This window comes from Mycobacterium paragordonae, assembly GCF_003614435.1.
GTDB classification, from domain to species: domain Bacteria; phylum Actinomycetota; class Actinomycetes; order Mycobacteriales; family Mycobacteriaceae; genus Mycobacterium; species Mycobacterium paragordonae.
In genome coordinates, this window is sequence record NZ_CP025546.1 from 2249538 (window position 1) to 2268236 (window position 18699).

At 68.0% G+C, this 18699-nt stretch carries 16 protein-coding genes and 2 pseudogenes; 10 read left to right on the plus strand and 8 right to left on the minus strand.

Annotated features, from left to right (window positions below; translation table 11 throughout):
• The first annotated feature begins 21 nt into the window (after nucleotides 1–21).
• Nucleotides 22–2493: a [protein-PII] uridylyltransferase gene (locus C0J29_RS10400; RefSeq protein WP_120792260.1), complete on the plus strand. Its 2472-nt coding sequence runs from the start codon at nucleotides 22–24 to the stop codon at nucleotides 2491–2493.
• 21 nt (nucleotides 2494–2514) lie between these two features.
• Here C0J29_RS10400 and C0J29_RS10405 read toward each other — a convergent pair whose 3' ends face one another.
• The 5 genes and pseudogenes from C0J29_RS10405 to C0J29_RS10425 form a co-directional block, all read right to left on the minus strand.
• The gene (locus tag C0J29_RS10405) at nucleotides 2515–4221 is read right to left on the minus strand and encodes a DEAD/DEAH box helicase (RefSeq protein ID WP_371872485.1); all 1707 of its coding nucleotides are present in this window, start codon (nucleotides 4219–4221) and stop codon (nucleotides 2515–2517) included.
• A 115-nt stretch (nucleotides 4222–4336) separates the two neighbouring features.
• Nucleotides 4337–4957: pseudogene (locus C0J29_RS10410) on the minus strand (alpha/beta hydrolase); the annotation flags it as partial.
• Between the two features lie 40 nt (nucleotides 4958–4997).
• Nucleotides 4998–6389, minus strand: a complete 1392-nt coding sequence (locus tag C0J29_RS10415; protein ID WP_425272101.1) for an ISNCY family transposase — start codon at nucleotides 6387–6389, stop codon at nucleotides 4998–5000.
• 100 nt (nucleotides 6390–6489) lie between these two features.
• A pseudogene (locus tag C0J29_RS10420) lies at nucleotides 6490–6693 on the minus strand (alpha/beta fold hydrolase); the annotation flags it as partial.
• Complete coding sequence (locus C0J29_RS10425; RefSeq protein WP_174814835.1) at nucleotides 6693–7685, minus strand: hypothetical protein; 993 nt, start codon at nucleotides 7683–7685, stop codon at nucleotides 6693–6695. The pseudogene C0J29_RS10420 and the gene C0J29_RS10425, both read right to left, overlap by 1 nt.
• Nucleotides 7686–7688: 3 nt before the next feature.
• Here C0J29_RS10425 and C0J29_RS10430 point away from each other — a divergent pair, with 3 nt between their 5' ends.
• The gene (locus C0J29_RS10430) at nucleotides 7689–8012 is read left to right on the plus strand and encodes a hypothetical protein (protein WP_120792263.1); all 324 of its coding nucleotides are present in this window, start codon (nucleotides 7689–7691) and stop codon (nucleotides 8010–8012) included.
• On the opposite strand, the gene C0J29_RS33335 is transcribed toward C0J29_RS10430, so the two are convergent.
• Nucleotides 8002–8262: a hypothetical protein gene (locus C0J29_RS33335; RefSeq protein WP_082994409.1), complete on the minus strand. Its 261-nt coding sequence runs from the start codon at nucleotides 8260–8262 to the stop codon at nucleotides 8002–8004. The genes C0J29_RS10430 and C0J29_RS33335 overlap by 11 nt on opposite strands.
• Nucleotides 8263–8434: 172 nt before the next feature.
• On the opposite strand from C0J29_RS33335, the gene ffh reads away from it, so the two are divergent.
• From ffh to C0J29_RS10460, 5 genes are all read left to right on the plus strand, one after another.
• Complete coding sequence (gene ffh, locus C0J29_RS10440) at nucleotides 8435–9991, plus strand: signal recognition particle protein (protein ID WP_065165134.1); 1557 nt, start codon at nucleotides 8435–8437, stop codon at nucleotides 9989–9991.
• Between the two features lie 7 nt (nucleotides 9992–9998).
• A complete protein-coding gene (locus C0J29_RS10445; protein ID WP_120792264.1) occupies nucleotides 9999–11081 on the plus strand; it encodes a metal-dependent hydrolase family protein in 1083 nt (360 codons plus the stop codon).
• Nucleotides 11082–11145: 64 nt separating this feature from the next.
• Nucleotides 11146–12882 (plus strand): serine/threonine protein kinase, encoded by a 1737-nt coding sequence (locus C0J29_RS10450; protein ID WP_120792265.1) that lies wholly within the window; start codon nucleotides 11146–11148, stop codon nucleotides 12880–12882.
• Between the two features lie 59 nt (nucleotides 12883–12941).
• Nucleotides 12942–14747 (plus strand): N-acyl-D-amino-acid deacylase family protein, encoded by a 1806-nt coding sequence (locus C0J29_RS10455; RefSeq protein WP_174814892.1) that lies wholly within the window; start codon nucleotides 12942–12944, stop codon nucleotides 14745–14747.
• A gap of 1 nt (nucleotide 14748) precedes the next feature.
• The gene (locus tag C0J29_RS10460; RefSeq protein ID WP_120792267.1) at nucleotides 14749–15354 is read left to right on the plus strand and encodes a TetR/AcrR family transcriptional regulator; all 606 of its coding nucleotides are present in this window, start codon (nucleotides 14749–14751) and stop codon (nucleotides 15352–15354) included.
• 10 nt (nucleotides 15355–15364) lie between these two features.
• Here C0J29_RS10460 and C0J29_RS10465 read toward each other — a convergent pair whose 3' ends face one another.
• Complete coding sequence (locus C0J29_RS10465) at nucleotides 15365–16228, minus strand: cyclopropane mycolic acid synthase family methyltransferase (RefSeq protein WP_120792268.1); 864 nt, start codon at nucleotides 16226–16228, stop codon at nucleotides 15365–15367.
• 88 nt (nucleotides 16229–16316) lie between these two features.
• Complete coding sequence (locus C0J29_RS10470; RefSeq protein WP_065165143.1) at nucleotides 16317–17195, minus strand: D-alanyl-D-alanine carboxypeptidase family protein; 879 nt, start codon at nucleotides 17193–17195, stop codon at nucleotides 16317–16319.
• A 44-nt stretch (nucleotides 17196–17239) separates the two neighbouring features.
• On the opposite strand from C0J29_RS10470, the gene C0J29_RS10475 reads away from it, so the two are divergent.
• From C0J29_RS10475 to C0J29_RS10485, 3 genes are all read left to right on the plus strand, one after another.
• A complete protein-coding gene (locus C0J29_RS10475; RefSeq protein ID WP_065165145.1) occupies nucleotides 17240–17659 on the plus strand; it encodes a nuclear transport factor 2 family protein in 420 nt (139 codons plus the stop codon).
• 285 nt (nucleotides 17660–17944) lie between these two features.
• Nucleotides 17945–18448, plus strand: coding sequence for a 30S ribosomal protein S16 (gene rpsP / locus C0J29_RS10480; RefSeq protein ID WP_120792270.1), 504 nt, complete (start codon nucleotides 17945–17947; stop codon nucleotides 18446–18448).
• Between the two features lie 8 nt (nucleotides 18449–18456).
• Complete coding sequence (locus C0J29_RS10485; protein WP_036354608.1) at nucleotides 18457–18699, plus strand: RNA-binding protein; 243 nt, start codon at nucleotides 18457–18459, stop codon at nucleotides 18697–18699.

Consider the following 18699-nt stretch of genomic DNA (forward strand, 5'->3'; position numbering starts at 1 on the left):
GGACAGACGGGCCGGCCGGGTGTGACGCCGAACCGGCCGGACCCTTCTGAAACCTCGAAAACAGAAGCACCGCAAGCAGTTAGCGCCGCTGCCGCAGTCGATCTGGCTGCCGCGCGGCGCGAACTGCTGTCTGACGGGTTGACCGGCATGAAACCTGCCGAGATGCGGCAGGCGGTGCTCGAGTTGCACGAAAACTGGCTGCAGGCCAAGGCTTCCGAGATCGGCATCACCGACGACAGCGGTTTCGCGATCGTGGCGGTCGGTGGCCTCGGCCGCCGTGAGTTGCTGCCGTACTCGGACCTCGACCTGGTGCTGGTGCATGACGGCAAGCCACCCGAAGTGCTAGGGCCGATCGCCGACAAGCTGTGGTATCCCTTGTGGGACGCCAACATTCGGCTCGACCACAGCGTGCGGACGGTGAGCGAGGCATTGGCCACCGCCAATGCCGACCTGACCGCCGCCCTGGGCATGCTGGAAGCGCGGCACATCGCGGGCACTGAAGCCCTCTCGGCCGAACTGATCGACGGGATCAAACGCCAGTGGCGTAGCGGAATCCGTTCCCGCATGGACGAACTCGTGGAGATGACGCACGCCCGGTGGCTGCGCCTGGGGCGCATCGCCCACCGTGCCGAACCCGACCTGAAGTCGGGCCGCGGCGGGCTGCGCGACGTGCAGTTGCTCAACGCGCTGGCCCTGGCGCAACTCATCGACCGGCACGGCATGTCCCGTGCGGACACCGCGGTCGGTTCGCTGGACGACGCGTATCTGACGTTGCTGGACGTGCGCACCGAGTTGCATGTGGTGTCCCGCCGCGGCCGTGACCAGCTGCTGGCGCAGTTCGCCGACGAGATCAGCGAGGCGCTGGGCGTCGGCGACCGGTTCGATCTGGCGCGCATGCTGTCCAGCGCCGGGCGAACCATCAGCTTCCACGCCGTCACCGGTCTGCGCACCGCTGCAAACGCACTGCCCAAACGCGGCATCAGTGCCCTGATGCGACGCCCCAAACGGCGGCCGCTGGACGAAGGCGTCGTCGAATACGCCGGTGAGATCGTGCTGGCCCGCGATGCCCGCCCCGAGAGCGACCCGGGCCTGGTGTTGCGGGTGGCCGCTGCCGCCGCCGACACCGGCGTCCCGATCGGCGCCGCCACCTTGAGCCGGTTGGACAGCGCTCCGCCGCTGCCGACGCCGTGGCCGCGTGAAGCTCTGGACGACCTGTTGGTGGTGCTGCTGGCCGGCCCGACCGCGGTGACCACTATCGAGGCGCTGGACCGCACCGGACTGTGGGGTCAGTTGCTGCCCGAATGGGACGCGATCCGTGACCTGCCGCCGCGCGATGTCTCGCACAAGTGGACGGTGGACCGGCACGTCGTCGAGTGTGCCGTGCACGCAGCGCCGCTGACCACCAATGTGGCACGGCCGGACCTGCTGGCCCTGGGCGCGCTGCTGCACGACATCGGCAAGGGCCGGGGGATGGACCACAGCGTGCTGGGGGCCGACCTGGTGATTCCGATCGGGCAGCGACTGGGGTTGGCCCCCGCCGACGTCGACACGATCTCCAAAATGGTCCGTCACCACCTGCTGTTGCCCATCACGGCTACCCGAAGCGACCTGAACGACCCCAAAACCATCGAGGCGGTATCCGAGGCGCTGGGTGGTGATCCGCAGCTGCTCGAACTGATGCATGCGCTGTCGGAGGCTGACTCCAAGGCCACCGGCCCGGGTGTATGGAGTGACTGGAAGGCGTCGCTGGTCGAGGACCTGGTGCGGCGCTGCCGACTGGCGATGGCGGGGGAGACGCTGCCACAAGCGGAACCCACTGCGCCGCACTATCTTTCGTTAGCGGCACGGCAGGGCGTGCACGTCGAGCTGAAAGGCGGCGAAGGCGAACGGCTGTGCGCGGTGATGGTGGCCCCGGATCAGCGGGGGCTGGTGTCCAAGGCCGCCGCCGTGCTGGCGCTGAACTCGCTGCGGGTCCATTCCGCTTCGGTGAACATCCACGAGGGAGTGGTGATCACCGAATTCGTGGTGTCCCCGCTGTTCGGGTCCCCGCCCGCAGCGGACCTGTTGCGTCAGCAGTTCGTCGGGGCGCTGCACGGCGACATCGACGTCTGCGCCACGCTCGAGAAGCGGGACAGCGAGGCCGCCATTTCCGCTACCGCCCGCGCCGGCGAGGTCCAGGTGGGTGTGCCGGTCACCCGGTCCACCGCACCGCCGCGCATCCTCTGGCTGGACACCGACACGCCCGGTCAGCTCATCCTGGAAGTCCGCGCCATGGACCGGGTGGGTCTGCTCGCGTTGTTGACCCGAGCGCTGGAGCGCGCCGAGACGGACATTCTGTGGGCCAAGGTCAACACGTTCGGGTCGACGGCGGCCGACGTGTTCTGCGTCGCGGTGCCGCCGGAACTCAATGCGCGGGCCGCGGTGGAGAAGCACCTGCTGGCCGTGTTGGGGGCGCCGGCTGTGGTGCTGGAGGACGAACCCGTCGGGGACTAATGGTGGGTCGCCGCCATCGAACTAGCTCTGCTCGGCGTTGAACTGGCGGGCGGCGTCGATGCGGGCCTTGAGCTGGTCACGCGTCGCCGCGGCGATCGGTGGCCCGCCGCAGCGGCGGCGCAGCTCGTTGTGGATCCAGCCGTGCGGCTTGCCGGTGCGGTGATGGGCGACCGAGACCAGGGAGTTGAGTTCGCGGCGCAGGTCCCGCAGTTGACCGTGGGTGGTGATCGGCGTTGCCGGCGTGCCGGATTGGGCACGCCTCTGCAGCTGCTCGTCCTGGCGCCGATGCAGCAGGGCGCGCATCTGTTCGGCGTCGAGCAGGCCGGGGATGCCGAGGTAGTCGGCCTCCTCGTCGCTCCCGGCGGGGGTGGCGGTGCCGAACGAGGAGCCGTCGAAGATCACCTGATCCAGCTCGGCGTCGGCGCCCAGCGAGGTGAAGCCCTTCTCTTCGCCGGGTTCGTTCTGGGTCTTGGTGGCCGGGTCCTCGTCGAGCGGGTCGCCCTCGGATTCGCGATGCGGTTTGCCCAGGACGTGGTTGCGCTGTGCCTCCAGTTCGCTGGCCAGTTGCAGCAGATTGGGCACCGACGGCAGGAAGATGCTCGCCGTCTCACCGGCTCGGCGGGACCGCACGAACCGCCCGATCGCCTGGGCGAAGAACAGCGGCGTCGAGGCACTGGTGGCGTAGATGCCGACCGACAACCGCGGCACGTCGACCCCCTCGGAGACCATCCGCACGGCAACCAGCCACCGGCTGGTGCTCGCCGAAAACTCGGAGATGCGGGCCGAGGAGCCGGGGTCGTCGGAGAGGACGACCGTGGGCGCCTCGCCGGTCAGCTTGGTGAGCAGCGTCGCGTAGGCGCGGGCCGCGGTTCGGTCCGACGCGATGATCATTCCGCCCGCGTCGGGCACGTGCTCACGCTTCTGGCGCAGCCGCTGGTCGGCCGCCGCGATCACCGCCGGCATCCATTCGCCGGCCGGGTCCAGGGCGGTGCGCCAGGCCCGGGCGGTCTGCTCCGCCGACAGCGGCTCACCCAACCGCGCCTCGTGCTCCTCGCCGGCGCTGTCCCGCCAGCGGGCCTGCCCCGAGTACGCCATGAACACCACCGGGCGCACCACGCCGTCGGCCAGCGCCTCGGCGTAGCCGTAGGTGTGGTCGGCCCGGGACCGCATCAGGCCGTCGGCGTCGGGTTCGTAGTCCACGAACGGGATCGGACTGTCGTCGCTGCGGAACGGCGTCCCGGTCAGGGCGAGCCGGCGGGTGGCGTCACCGAAGGCCTCCCGGATCGCGTCACCCCAGGTCTTGGCGTCACCCCCGTGGTGGATCTCGTCGAAGATCACCAGCGTCTTGCGTTGCTCGGTACGCACCCGGTGCAGCGTCGGGTGGGCGGCCACCTGGGCGTAGGTGACCACCACACCGTGGTACTCCGGCGAGGTCTGCGGGTTGGAGTTGGAGAACTTCGGGTCCAGCGACAGGCCCTGGCGCCCGGCGGCCTGCGCCCACTGGATCTTGAGGTGCTCAGTGGGTACGACGACCGTGAGCTGCTCGACGGCCCGGTGGGCGATCAGCTCGCCGGCGATCCGCAGGGCGAACGCGGTCTTGCCTGCGCCGGGTGTGGCGACTGCCAGGAAGTCGCGGGGCTCGGTTCCCAGGTACTTCACCAGGGCGCGACGCTGCCAGCCACGCAACGACCGGGTGGTGTCGGCAGGGAAGTGGCTGACCGGCTGCAGCGACACATTCCCCCCGTAGAACTCGGCATGGTAGCCCGGCCGCGCGAGATGGCGCAGTGGCTGTGAAATCTAGCACGACAACGCTTTTCGGCGCTGCAACGACGTGGCCGGCTGCTCAGATTAGCTGGTCGCGGGTCTGCAGCCAGTCGTGGATACGCGTGGCGACTTCGGGCCATCCGGGTTCGAGCATCATGTTGTGGCCCATCGCGAAGAACTCGGGTTCGGTCCGATAGGCATCCGCCGTCATCCGCACCTCGGCGGTGCTGACGAAGCCGTCATGCTCGGCGCCGAGCACCAGCATCGGAGTGGTGACCAGTCCCGTCCGGACCCGCCGGATCATCGGATCCAGCGCCGCCGCACGCAGGCTCTCGGGCCCGGCCTGCGACCTGCATGCCTCGACGACGTCATCGGGGGTCTGCGCACAGAAGAGGTAGTCGCGCGCCATCGCCGGCGTGTCGACGAATTCCAGCAGGGTGCCGCCGGCGAAGGCCCGCAGGGCGATCAGCGGGTGCCGGCGCCACACGCGCATCGCGAGCTTGAAGAAGCCCTTCGGCGGTACCGAGCCCACCAGTACCGCGGCGGGCGCTCGACGGGTTTCCAGGAATCTCTGCACGGCGAAGCCGCCCAGGGAATGTCCGATCAGCACCGGTTGGCCGCCCAGCGTGTCGACCACCGATGCGATGTCGGCTAGATACTTCGACCTGAAAAAGGGTTGATGGCGACGGCTTCGTCGGTGGCAGTGACGGCGGGTGCTCGGTGCTGGCGGGAGTTTGTTGTCATGAGGCCAGGGCGCTGATCTTGACGAGGTTGTGGGCGAACACCCCGTGTCCGCACCAGGTCCTGGCTCCGGTGAGGGTGGTCAATTCCGTGCGGTTCCAGCTGTAGCTGCGTTTGAGGTGGTTGATGCGTCCTTCGCATCCGGTTCGCCATTTGATTTTGGCGCGGAACGCTTTTCGGTGTTCGAACTCGCGGCGAGCGGCACTCGGTTTACTGGCACGCGGAATCGCGACATGGCGGACTCCTTGCTCGTGCAGATCGTTTTCGACCGAGGCGTATCCGTAGCCGCGATCGGCGGTAACTGCCCTGGGGGCGTGGCCGGCGCGGCGAGTGATCCGGGCGATCGCTGGAGCCAACTGCGGGGCATCGGCGGGGTTTCCGATCTCGACGCTGTGGTCGAGGATGACTCCATCGGCGTTATCGACGACCTGGGCTTTGTAGCCGAACTCCACGGGCTTGCCCAGTCGTCCTTTGCGGATCGGGCGGGCATCGGGGTCGTGGAAACTGACCAGCCGGCTCGCCGAGTCCGGCATCACCCCGGTCAGGCGGCTACGGGCTTGGGTGACCACGCGTTGGGCCTTATCCATGATCGCGGCCAAGTCGTTGATCGCTCGAGATAGCCGAGCCCGGCGGACCCCGGTCGCGTTGCGCACAGCCCGGCGGGCATTGCGCCGCACCGCGGCCGCTTCCCGCATCGCCGATTCGGCGATGCCGGCCAACTCCCCGGTGATCCGCGCGACCACGGCTTGAGCTTCCTCACGGGCCACCGCACCGCGAAGCCGCAGTTTGGAGGCGATCGAGCGGGCCCGCTGGCCCGCTGAGCGGCTGCGGTCACGGGCATGGGTACGCACCGCCCCGCCAGCGTTGTGGATGCGGGTGATGGTGCGGGCGATCGTGGTCACCGCCTTGGCCAGGAGCCCCGAGTCGGTCGGATAGGCCACTGCGGCCTCAACCACGGTGGTGTCAGCACGCACCTTGTCAGTGCGCAACAGTTTGGCGTCGGCGGCCTTGGCCAACAAGGCCTCATTGAGGCCGGCCACTGCAGCGTCCCCACACCGAGTGGTCAGTTTCATCAGCGTGGTGGGGTGCGGCACACGCGTCCCGAACGGAATCCGGCAAAACCGTTGCCAGGAAATCGAATCGCCGACCTCACGGCACAACGCCTCAAAGCCCAGCCGGTAGCGGAACTTCAAGAACATCATCCGCAGATAGGTCTCCATCGGAATCGACGGACGACCGATACGGGTGTCGAAGTACGGCGTGAACGGCGCGAAGAACACCGGATCATCTAGCAGCGCGTCTACCCGCCCCAACTCCCTCGGTAACACCAACAGCTCCGGCGGCAGGATTGCATCCCACAACGACAACTGGTCATTTACAGTTCTAAGCACGATGGCCTCGATCCCTTCTAGCCCAAGGGTTCGAGGCCATCATCTCGTCAAACAAAGCCCAATTCAGCCACCGCCACGCCCTGACTTTTTCAGGTCGAAGTAGATAGTCCGACATGGCGCACCACCGCAGGGATGCGGGCCCGGGGCTGGCGCCGTGGCCGCGCAAGCTCACCGCCACGGCGCGATAGCCGGCGTCCGCGAAATAGTCCAGGAAGTTCTCCCAGCACCAGGCACCATGCCAGCCGCCGTGGACGAAGAGCAGTGGTTGCGCGCTGCGCGAGCCCTTCTCGATGACTTCGAGCACTACCGTGCTCCGACCGCCTGGTGCACGGCGTCACTCCGGTCCGGTGCGGTTGCGGCGCCCAGCCCGAGCAGCATGGCCAGCACCACCGGGAACTCCAGGTACGCGTGGTAGCTGGCGAACGCGGAATACACCGCCTTGCCGGAGGCGTAGTCGGTGACGAACACGACCGCCAGGGCCACCCCGACGGCGGCGCCCAGCGTCCACGCCCGCGCGCCGGTCAGCCACGGAGCGCGGGCCTCGAACGCCCGCGCCGCGTCGGGCGCGTACCGGGGGAAGAAACCCACCCAGACGAAGTAGTGCATCGTCTGCAGGAAGGCGAACACGACGAGCAGTCGCACCCCGACCTCGGTGGCCACCGTCGCGGGCGGGGCGCTGGCCGCGACGATCGTCCGGGGATTCCCGGCGAACCCGGCCACCGACGAACTCGTCGCGCCGAAACGATGGTCGAGCACGCCGGACAGCAGTACCGCGGGAACGATCAGCACCCACCCGATCTGCACCGATCGGAACCACCGGCGCAGCGCCGGAGTGGGCAACCGGGCCGCCCACTCCCACAGGAAGAACAGCGGCACCACATTGTGCAGGTGGGTCAGCACGACGAAGTGGTAAGCGGGCCAACTCAGCGAGGCGGTCGTGGCGATCGCCAGCACTACCGCCGCCGCGATCAGCGACGGCCCTCGTAAACCCACCACACAGGCCGCGCCGAGCACCGCGTAGCCGACCACGATCTCCGCCAGCCGGGCCGGCTCGCCGACGACCATGCCGGCCAGCCGGCACAGCACGATCACGGTGATCAACCCGAGCAGCCAGAGCAGCAGCCGGCCGGACAGCACCTGCGCGAAACGTCCAGTGACATAGCGCAATTCCAGGACATTGTGCAGGACCCCGAAAGCCATCAGGCCCAGCACGGTGGTGGCCAGCGGCGCCCGGACCGCGACGGCCAGAGCCACCGCGGCAGCCCCGGCGAACAGCCAGATCGCCCGTAGAGTCATCGCGTGTCCCAACTGACCGCCTTCGCTGTCACGATCGCGGTGGAAAGCCTGTGGTACGTGGGCGGTCTGGTGGGCATCGTCGGATTGCGGTGGTGGTCAGCGCTGATGCTGGCGATCGGTGTCAACGCGGTCACCCATCCGGTGGCGTGGTGGGTGCTGTCATCGCACGCGACGATGCTGCCGTTGCTGCTGACGGAGGTCGCGGTGACGCTCGCCGAGGCGGCTGTGCTGGCGGTCGCCGTTCGGCGTGACCTGGCGACGCTGGCGCTGCTGAGCGTGGGCGCCAACGCCTCGTCGCTGCTCACCGGGCTGATCCTCAACCGGTAGGCGGGCCCGGCGGGGGCGACCACTGGGGCGGTGGCGGCTGTTGCGGCGGAGGCTGTTGCGGCCACTGCGGCGGGGCCCCGGGTGGGGGCGGACCCCACTGTGGGGGCGGCTTCTGTCGCCGCGAGCGGCGCAGCCAGATGACGATAGCCACGGAGGCCGCCACCACCACGATCAGAAACAGGACGACAACCAGCAGCACCGGAGAAGATGCCGATGGCGCAGGAGCCACGTCCGCGAGCACAGTGACCACGCGGCAAAACTAACGCTTGCCAACCTCAAATGAAAGGGAAATCAGCGCCTTCAAGGTGGCTCCGCCGAAACTGACACCGCGGCGGCCTCCATCGGCGTGTCGTCTGCCTGGTTGCAGTGTCGCGGGCCGACGGGATGCGCCGGTCCGCGCCCCGACCACTAGGCTGGCTGTCGTGTTTGAATCGCTGTCCGATCGCTTGACCGGTGCCCTCGCAGGGCTGCGCGGCAAGGGCCGCCTGACTGACGCCGATATCGAGGCCACCACCCGCGAAATCCGGCTCGCGCTGCTGGAAGCCGACGTGTCGCTGCCCGTAGTCCGGGCATTCGTCCACCGGATTAAGGAACGCGCCCGCGGCCACGAAGTCTCCGGCGCCCTCAACCCGGCACAGCAGGTCGTCAAGATCGTCAACGAGGAACTGATCGGCATCCTCGGCGGCGAGACCCGCGAGATCGCCTACGCCAAGAACCCGCCGACGGTGATCATGCTCGCGGGTCTGCAGGGTTCCGGTAAGACGACGCTGGCCGGCAAGCTGGCTTTCCGGTTGAAGAACCAGGGCCACACCCCGTTATTGGTGGCCTGCGACCTACAGCGCCCCGCCGCCGTCAACCAGCTCCAGGTCGTCGGCCAGCGGGCCGGGGTACCGGTGTTCGCGCCGCACCCCGGCGCGTCACCAGAGTCCGGCCCGGGCGACCCGGTCGCCGTCGCCGCGGCAGGCATCGCCGAAGCCAGGACCAAGCACTTCGACTTCGTCATCGTCGACACCGCCGGACGTCTCGGCATCGACGAAGAGTTGATGGCCCAGGCGGCCGCCATCCGCGATGCCGTCAATCCCGACGAGGTGCTTTTCGTCCTGGACGCGATGATCGGTCAGGACGCGGTCGCCACCGCCCAGGCGTTCGGCGACGGCGTGGGGTTCACCGGCGTCGTGCTGACCAAGCTGGACGGCGACGCCCGTGGTGGCGCGGCCCTCTCGGTCCGCGAAGTGACCGGCGTGCCAATCCTTTTCGCCTCCACCGGCGAGAAATTCGAGGACTTCGACGTCTTCCACCCGGACCGGATGGCCAGCCGCATCCTGGGCATGGGCGACGTGCTGAGCCTGATCGAACAGGCCGAGCAGGTCTTCGATGCCCAGCAGGCCGAGGCCGCCGCCGCCAAGATCGGCGCCGGTGAGCTGACGCTGGAGGACTTCCTCGAGCAGATGCTGGCCGTGCGCAAGATGGGCCCGATCGGCAACCTGCTCGGCATGCTGCCCGGCGGGGCCCAGATGAAAGACGCACTGGCCGAGGTCGACGACAAGAGCCTCGACCGGATCCAGGCCATCATCCGCGGCATGACGCCGCAGGAGCGGGCCGACCCGAAGATCATCAACGCCTCGCGGCGGCTGCGCATCGCCAACGGCTCCGGCGTCAGCGTCTCCGAGGTAAATCAGCTGGTGGACCGCTTCTTCGAAGCCCGCAAGATGATGTCCTCGATGCTCGGCGGCATGGGCATCCCCGGGTTGGGCCGCAAGTCCGCGACACGTAAATCCAAGAGCGCCAAAGGCAAGAAGGGCAAGAAGGGCGGACGCGGACCGACGCCGCCGAAGACGCGCAGCCCGTTCGGCGCGGGCATGCCCGGCATGCCCGCCGGGTTCCCCGACCTGTCGCAGATGCCCGAAGGCCTCAACGAGCTGCCGCCGGGGCTGGCCGACTTCGACCTGTCCAAGCTGAAGTTCCCCGGCCAGAAATAGCCACGCTGTGCGACTGCACGTGCGGGGGCTGGGTCTGCCCGGCGACGTCGCCACCGAACTGTGGATCGCCGACGGTCGCATCAGTTCCGAGCCGGTCTCCGGCGCCGACACCGTGTTCGACGGGGGCTGGATCCTGCCGGGGCTGGTGGACGCGCACTGCCACGTGGGGCTCGGCGAACACGGCGCCGTCGAGCTCGACGAAGCGATCGCCCAGGCCGAGGTCGAACGCGATGTGGGCGCGCTGTTGCTGCGCGACTGCGGCTCGCCGATCGACACTCGCAGCCTCGACGACCACGACGACCTGCCCCGCATCATCCGGGCCGGACGGCATCTGGCCAGACCCAAGCGCTACATCCCCGGTCTGGCCGCCGACATGGAGGACGAATCGCAGCTGCCCGACGCCGTCGCGGAGCAGGCCCGACGTGGAGACGGTTGGATCAAGCTGGTCGGCGACTGGATCGACCGGGGGATCGGCGACCTGGCGCCGCTGTGGTCCGACGACGTCCTCAAAGCCGCGATCGACACCGCACACTCGCACGGGGCGCGCGTCACCGCACACGTCTTCGGCGAGGATGCGTTGCCCGGCTTGATCAAGGCCGGGATCGACTGCATCGAACACGGGACCGGCCTCACCGACGAGACGATCGGGCTGATGGTCGAACACGGCACCGCCCTGGTGCCGACGCTGATCAACCTGGAGAACTTTCCGGGCATCGCCGACGCCGCCGTCCGCTACCCGAAGTACGCCGCGCACATGCGCGACCTCTACGCCCGCGGGTATGCGCGGGTGGCCGCGGCGCGCGACGCCGGCGTGCCCGTGTACGCCGGCAGCGACGCGGGCGGCACCATCCGACACGGCCGCATCGCCGACGAGGTCGATGCGCTGCGCCGGATCGGCATGACCGCCGAGGAGGCGTTGGGGGCGGCGTGCTGGGATGCCCGCGGCTGGCTGGGCCGGCCGGGTCTGGACCACGGCGCTTCGGCCGACCTGCTGTGCTACGTCGAGGATCCCCGCCGCGGCCCCGGCGTGCTGAACCGGCCTGACCTGGTGATCCTGCGTGGCAAGGTATTCCGACCCGGACGATCCTAGATTTCGCCCAGTGTTAGCCGGGCGCAGCCGCGCCCGGCCGTACCGAGATGGTTACCATCGCTGAATGGCGTTGGCCAGCGGCGCAAGTTACGCCGGTTACACCGTCGTACGCATGTTGAGATCGTCGGCGACGGGCGAGATCTACCTTGCCCAGCGGCCGGATCTGCCGGGCTGGCGGGCGCTGAAGGTGCTCTCGCTGACGGCCGACGACGAATTTCGGGCCCGTTTTCATCGCGAGAACATCAGCGTGGCGAACCTCTATCACCTCAACATCGTCGAGGTGCACGAGCGCGGCGAGTTCGACGGACAGCTCTGGGTCGCAATGGATTACGTCGACGGCACCGACGCGGCCCAGTTGATGGCCGACCGCTTTCCCGCGGTGCTGCCGGTCGGCGAGGTGGTCGCGATCATCACTGGGGCGGCCGCCGGTCTTGACTTTGCCCACCAGCGCGGCGTGCTACACCGCGACGTGCGGCCGGGCAACCTGTTGGTGACCACCCCGGGTGCCGGCGAACCACGAATAATGGTGTCGGACTTCGGATTACAGCGTCCGGCGGGCGAGGCCGGATATGCCGCCCCGGAGGAATCGACCGGCGCGGCCATTGACGCTCGCACCGACCAATACGCGCTGGCCGCCACCGCGATGCACCTGTTCACCGGGGCGCCGCCGACCCCGGGAAGCCCGCCGCGGCTCAGCGAGCTGCGCCCGGACCTGGCCCGATTCGACGAGGTGTTCGGTAGAGCGCTGGCCGCCGACCCGGCCGACCGATTCGGCAGTTGCCGCGAGTTCGCCGCGGCGCTCGCGGAACGAGCCGGGATCGTCGACCGCGAGTCGCCCGAGGAACCCGTCGCGCTACCGGCGGTCGAGCCCGCATATGTCGTCGACTATCCGGTCTACGCCTGGCCGGAAGTGGCCTCCCAACAGCCCGTTCCGGAACCGGCGGCGGGCAGCGCTCCCGGCCACGCACCTGGCCACGCACCCGGCCGACCGCCGGACCGCCCGCGAGGATTGCTGCGATCGGCGGCGGGTTCGATGGCCCGGCGCCTGGAGGCGTTCTCCACCGGTAGCGGAGAATCGAGGCGGTTCGGTCCGCGCCGGATGCTGCTGGGTGCCGTCGCGGTGCTTTTGCTGGTGGGCTTGTTGGCAGCCGGCATTGCGATCGGACGCAGGACCAGCGCTCCGACCCCGCAGGCCGGCCGCCCGGTGGCTGCCCCCTCGAGCACCACGACCGGCAGCACCCCGGCGGCCGCCCCGCTCCCGCTGGACGGCACTTACCGGATCGAGGTGCAACGCTCCCGGCAGACCTTCGACACCACGCCCACCCCGCAGCCGCCGGACGTCGAGACGTGGTGGGCGATCCGCTCGTCCTGCACGCCCACCCGGTGCCTGGCAGCGGCAACGCTGCTCAACGACAGCGACCATTCCCGGGAGAAGTCGCCGGACGTGCACCCGCTCTTGCTGGAGTTCATCGACGGGCAGTGGCGATCCCGGGCGGAGACCACCAAGTTCCCGTGCGTCGGCCCAAACGGTCAGGCGAGTACCCAGACCACCATTCAGGTGCTCACGCTGCAGCCGCAGTCCCCGCGCGAGCTCGCCGGGGAGTTGGCCGTCACCGTCAAGACCAATGAATGCAGTCAGCTGGGCGGACTCATCCGCATTCCCACTGTGGCCAGCCGCGAAAGCGACATCCCGCCCGCTGTGAACGTGCCTGACCCCGTGACGATCACCCCGACGGCGACGCCCGGAACGACGGTCACCACCCAAACGCCCACGTCAAGGCCCTCCGGACCGGGTGGGTGACCAACCGTCGAGAAAAGATTGCGAGCGTTCACTATCTATGTTAGCTTCGAGTCAAGCCCATTCGACTTGGAGGAACAGTGACTTACGACGTGATCGTCCGCGACGGCCTGTGGTTCGACGGGACGGGCGCCAAGCCCCAGATTCGGACGTTGGGCATCCGCGACGGCGTGGTAGCCACGGTCTCGGCGGGCCCGCTGGACGCGACCGGTTGCCCCGAGGTGATCGACGCGGCGGGGAAGTGGATCGCCCCGGGCTTCATCGACGTCCACACCCACTACGACGCCGAGATCCTGCTCGACCCGGGCCTGCGGGAGTCGGTACGGCATGGCATCACCACGCTGCTGCTGGGCAACTGCTCGCTGTCGACGGTCTACGCCGACTCCGAAGACGCCGCCGACCTATTCAGTCGCGTCGAGGCGGTGCCGCGCGACTTCGTCCTGACCACACTGCAGGACAACAAGACCTGGTCGACGCCGGCGGAATACATCGCCGCGCTCGACGCCCTCCCGCTGGGACCCAATGTGAGCTCGATGCTCGGCCACTCGGACCTACGAACCTCGGTGCTGGGCCTCGAGCGCGCCACCGACGAAACCGTACGGCCCACCGATGCCGAGCTGGAGAAGATGGCCCGGCTGCTCGACGAGGCGCTGGACGCCGGCATGCTCGGCATGTCCGGGATGGACGCACCGATCGACAAATTGGACGGCGACCGGTTCCGTTCGCGCGCTTTGCCTTCCACCTTCGCGACGTGGCGCGAGCGCCGCCGGCTGATCAAGGTGCTCCGCAAACGGGGCCGCATCCTGCAGAGCGCTCCCAACGTCAACAGCTCGGTGTCCCCGTTCATGTTCTTCCTCACCAGCAGCCGACTTCTCAACCGGAACAAGGGAGTCCGGATGAGCATGCTGGTGTCGGCGGACGCCAAGTCGATGCCGCTGGCGGTGCACCTGTTCGGCCGGGGTACCCGGCTCCTCAACAAACTGCTCGGCGCCAGCGTGCGCTTCCAGCACCTGCCGGTACCGTTCGAATTGTATTCCGACGGAATCGATCTGCCGGTCTTCGAAGAATTCGGCGCCGGAACGGCCGCCCTGCACCTGCGGGATCAATTGCAGCGCAACGAGTTGCTGGCCGATGAGGAGTACCGTCGGCGGTTCCGGCGGCAGTTCGACCGCCGCAAGCTCGGACCGTCGCTGTGGCACCGCGACTTCCACGATGCGGTGATCGTGGAGTGCCCCGATAAGTCGTTGATCGGCAAGAGTTTTGGCGCCATCGCTGACGAGCGGGGACTGCATCCGCTGGACGCCTTCCTCGACATTCTCGTCGAAAACGGCGAACGCAACGTGCGGTGGACCACCACCGTCGCCAACCATCGCCCCAAGCAACTCGACAAGCTGGCGGCCGACCCGAGCATTCACATGGGCTTTTCCGACGCCGGAGCGCACCTGCGCAACATGGCCTTCTACAACTTCCCGCTGCGCCTGCTCAAGCGGGTACGCGACGCGCAGCAGTCCGGGCGGCCGTTCCTGACCCCCGAGCGAGCGATCTACCGTCTGACCGCTGAGGTGGCCGAATGGTTCGGAATCAACGCCGGCACCCTGCGCGAGGGTGACCGCGCCGACTTCGTGGTGATCGACCCCGTTCATCTGGACAGCTCGGTGGACTCCTACAACGAGGAGGCGGTGCCCTTCTACGGCGGCCTGCGGCGCATGGTCAACCGCAACGATGCGACCGTGATCGCCACCGGCGTGGGCGGTGCCGTCGTCTTCCGCAACGGGGAGTTCCGCGACGGCTTCGGTCAAACCGTGAAGTCGGGTCGCTACCTGCGTGCGGGTGAGCGGCGGTCGGCAGTGTTGAGCGGATCCGTCTGAGATGGCCAGGACTCAGCAGCAACGGCGGGAAGAGACCGTCGGCCGGCTCCTGCAGGCCTGTATCGACACCATCGTCGAGGTCGGATATGCCCGCGCCTCGGCCGCCCTGATCACCAACCGGGCCGGAGTATCGGTGGGCGCCCTGTTCCGCCATTTCGAAACCATGGGCGACTTCATGGCGGCCACGGCGTCGGAGGTGCTGCGACGCCAGTTGGAAACGTTCACCAAGCAGGTCGCGGAGATACCGGCCGACCGGCCGGCGCTGGAGGCCGCACTGGCCATTCTGCGCGACATCACCAGCGGCTCGACGAATGCGGTGCTCTACGAACTGCTGATCGCGGCACGGACCGACGAAAAGCTCAGGGCCACTTTGCAACACGAGTTGGGGCAGTACTCGGCGAAGATCTACGACGCGGCACGGTCGATGCCCGGTGCCGACGGTTTCCCCGACGACACGTTTCCGGTGTTGGTGGCGCTGCTGACCAACGTCTTCGACGGCGCCGCCGTGGTGGAGGGTGTGCTGCCGCAGCCCGAGATCGCGGAACGCAGGATTGCGGTGCTGAGCGCGCTGCTCAGGACGGCGTGGCCGGGGCCGCCTGAGTCCTGAGTCCTGAGTCCTACTTCTGCAAGGTGAATTGATTGACGTCGATGTAGCCGTCCCGGAAGAGAGTCGCGCAGCCGGTCAGGTAGTGCATATAGCGGTCGTACATCTCTTCGGACTGGACGTCGATGGCCTGATCCTTATGTGCCGCAGGGGCTTCGGCCCACAGGTCCAGAGTCCTGGCATAGTGCGGCTGCAGTGACTGATTCCGGGTCAGCGTGAAACCCGCACCGGCCGAATGCTCTTCGACCATCTCGACGATCGGCGGAGCGCCGCCCGGGAAGATCTGAGTCTTGATGAAGTGGAAGAACCGGATCACTCGCAGGGTGAGGGGTAGGCCCCGGTCGGTCATCTGCTGCTTGGTGAAGCCGGTGATCGTGTGCAGCATCATCACGCCGTCGGCCGGCAGGATCCGGTAAGCCTTCGCGAAGAAGTCGGCGTGCCGGTCGTGACCGAAGTGCTCGAAGGCGCCGATCGACACGATGCGGTCGACGGGTTCGTCGAACTGCTCCCAGCCCTGTAGCAGCACGCGCCGGGTGCGCGGGCTGTCCAGCTGGTCGAACGACTGCTGTACGTGGGCGGCCTGATTCTTCGACAAAGTCAGGCCGACCACGTTCACGTCGTGCTGTTCGATGGCCCGCCGCAGCGTCGCACCCCAGCCGCAGCCCACGTCCAGAAGCGTCATCCCGGGCTGCAGGCCTAGTTTGCCGAGGGACAGGTCGATCTTGCCGATCTGCGCCTGTTCGAGCGTCATCTCATCGCGCTCGAAGAACGCACAGCTGTACGTCTGAGTCGGGTCCAGAAATAGCCGGAAGAACTCGTCAGACAAGTCGTAGTGCGCTTGCACATCGTCAAAATGTGGCGTCAAGGTGTCAACCATAAGACCGGCCAGATTACCCTCGCGCCAGATGCGGACACGCAGAAAAATGCCGTGCGATGCTTTGCTGTGACCGGAGCGTGCCCCGCTGTTACAACGAGCCGATACCCGCTTGCGGGCCGAGCGCGAAGCCCCAGTCGAACAAGCTGGCCGCCTGATCCCAGTAGGTTGGTCCGCCCTCTTTGACCAGCCCGTACATCATGGCGATCACCAACCGGCGGCCGCCGCGTGCAGCCGCTCCGACGAACGTCTTGCGCGCGGCGTTGGTGAACCCGGTCTTGCCACCGAGGGCACCCGGATAGCGCGCCAGCAGCTCATCCTGGTTCACGATCGGTTGGTCGCCGTTCTCGCCGGGAAACATCGCTGACGGCTCGGCGGTGATATTGGCGAACGTCGGGTTGGCCATGGCGGCGCGGAAGATCACCGCGAGGTCGTGTGCCGTCGACCAGCCGGAGTCATCGGGTCCGTCCAGGCCGGACGGCGTCGCCGCGTGGGTGTTCGACGCCCCCAGCGACGCGGCTTTGGCGTTCATCTTGGCCACCGCGACCTGCTGGCCGCCCAGCATGTCGGCGAGTGTGTTGGCGGCGTCGTTGCCCGACACCAGCAACAGGCCGTCGAGCAGTTGGCGCGCGGTGTAGCTGTGGCCGACTTTCACCCCGGCGCAGTTGCACTCGACCGCGGTGTCGGTGAGGTCTGCGACGACCGTGGAGTTCAGCGGCACCTCATCGAGCACCACCAGCGCCAGCAGCACCTTGATCGTGCTCGCCGGCGGGTGGGCGATGTTCTGCTCGCGGCCGGCCAGCACCTGGCCGCTGTCCATGTCGGCGACGATCCAGGTCTGCGCGGGTCCGTCCGGAATGGGCACCGAGCCCGCTGCCTGCTGGACGTCGGTGTCGGCGTGGGAGACGGGAATGGCGCCCAGCAACGTGGCCGTGAGCAGCGCGACGGCCGCGGTCATGAGCTTTCGCATGGACGCAGATTTTATCGTCCGTGACCGCGGTGTTGAATCGAGACATGTTGAGCCTGGAAGAGATATCCGACCGTCTCGAGATCCAGCAGCTTCTCGTCGACTATTCGACGGCGATTGACCAGCGCCGATTCGACGATCTGGACAAGGTGTTCACCCCGGATGCGTACATCGACTACACCGCCCTGGGAGGGATCGCCGGGGAGTACCCCGAGGTCAAGAAGTGGTTGTCGGAGGTGCTGCCGAACTTCCCGGTCTATTCGCACATGCTGGGCAACTTCTCGGTCCGCATTGACGGCGACACGGCATCGTCGCGGGTGATCTGCTTCAACCCGATGGTGCTCGGCGGCGAGAAGGACCAGATCCTGTTCTGCGGGCTCTGGTACGACGACGAGTTCGCGCGGACGTCCGAGGGGTGGCGGATGACCCGCCGCGTGGAGACCAAAACGTTCCAGAAGGTCATGTAGCCCTGGCACCGGTCGCCGCGCCGCTGGCCGCCGCGCCGCCGGCCGCCGAGATTGCCGTGAGGGTCGCGACGCGGCGCCGAACACGACCATGACGGCAATCTGGGCGACAGGAGCAAGACCGCCACGGCAATTAACGCCGGGGGACCCGGTTCTGGCACAATTGGCCGCTGTCCGCCCCACGATCACGATCGCCGGGTGGTCACACACGCGAGGCAAAACCGGACCCTGGCATCCCGCCCTGGTCGCTGAATTGCAGCGTGACACCACAGGAGAGTCGCTTTAACCATGGCTGTGAAGATCAAACTCACCCGGCTTGGCAAGATCCGCAACCCCCAGTACCGCATCGCGGTCGCCGACGCGCGCACCCGCCGCGACGGTCGCTCCATCGAGGTCATCGGCCGCTACCACCCGAAGGAAGAGCCGAGCCTGATCGAGATCGACTCCGAGCGCGCGCAGTACTGGCTCGGTGTCGGCGCCCAGCCCACCGAACCCGTCCTCAAGCTGCTGAAGATCACCGGTGACTGGCAGAAGTTCAAGGGGCTGCCCGGCGCCGAGGGCCGTCTGAAGGTCAAGCCGGCCAAGCCCAGCAAGCTCGAGCTGTTCAACGCCGCGCTGGCAGCCGCCGACGGCGGACCCACCACCGAGGCCACCAAGCCGAAGAAGAAGTCCGCGCCGAAGAAGGCCGCCAAGGGCGAGGAGTCGACTGAGGCCGCTGAGACCGCTGCCGAGCCGGCCGAGTCCGCTGCCGAGCCGGCCGCTGTCGAGGCCGCCGCCGAGACCGAGAGCTGATCGGCGCCATGAGCACCGTCGTGGTCGACGCCGTCGAGCACCTGGTCCGTGGCATCGTCGACAACCCCGACGATGTCCGGGTGGATCTGGTGACCAGCCGTCGTGGACGCACAGTCGAGGTCCACGTCCATCCTGACGACCTGGGCAAGGTCATCGGTCGGGGCGGGCGCACCGCTACCGCGCTGCGCACGCTGGTCGCCGGTATCGGTGGCCGCGGGATCCGCGTCGACGTGGTGGACACCGACCAGTAG

Excerpts from the sequence above, each read along its gene's own strand:
- C0J29_RS10425 (WP_174814835.1), bottom strand. The coding sequence starts at position 7,685 with ATGACTCTACGGGCGATCTGGCTGTTCGCCGGGGCTGCCGCGGTGGCT.
- C0J29_RS10450 (WP_120792265.1), top strand. The coding sequence starts at position 11,146 with ATGGCGTTGGCCAGCGGCGCAAGTTACGCCGGTTACACCGTCGTACGC.
- C0J29_RS10460 (WP_120792267.1), top strand. The coding sequence starts at position 14,749 with ATGGCCAGGACTCAGCAGCAACGGCGGGAAGAGACCGTCGGCCGGCTC.
- C0J29_RS10465 (WP_120792268.1), bottom strand. The coding sequence starts at position 16,228 with ATGGTTGACACCTTGACGCCACATTTTGACGATGTGCAAGCGCACTAC.
- C0J29_RS10470 (WP_065165143.1), bottom strand. The coding sequence starts at position 17,195 with ATGCGAAAGCTCATGACCGCGGCCGTCGCGCTGCTCACGGCCACGTTG.
- C0J29_RS10475 (WP_065165145.1), top strand. The coding sequence starts at position 17,240 with ATGTTGAGCCTGGAAGAGATATCCGACCGTCTCGAGATCCAGCAGCTT.
- rpsP (WP_120792270.1), top strand. The coding sequence starts at position 17,945 with ATGGCTGTGAAGATCAAACTCACCCGGCTTGGCAAGATCCGCAACCCC.
- C0J29_RS10485 (WP_036354608.1), top strand. The coding sequence starts at position 18,457 with ATGAGCACCGTCGTGGTCGACGCCGTCGAGCACCTGGTCCGTGGCATC.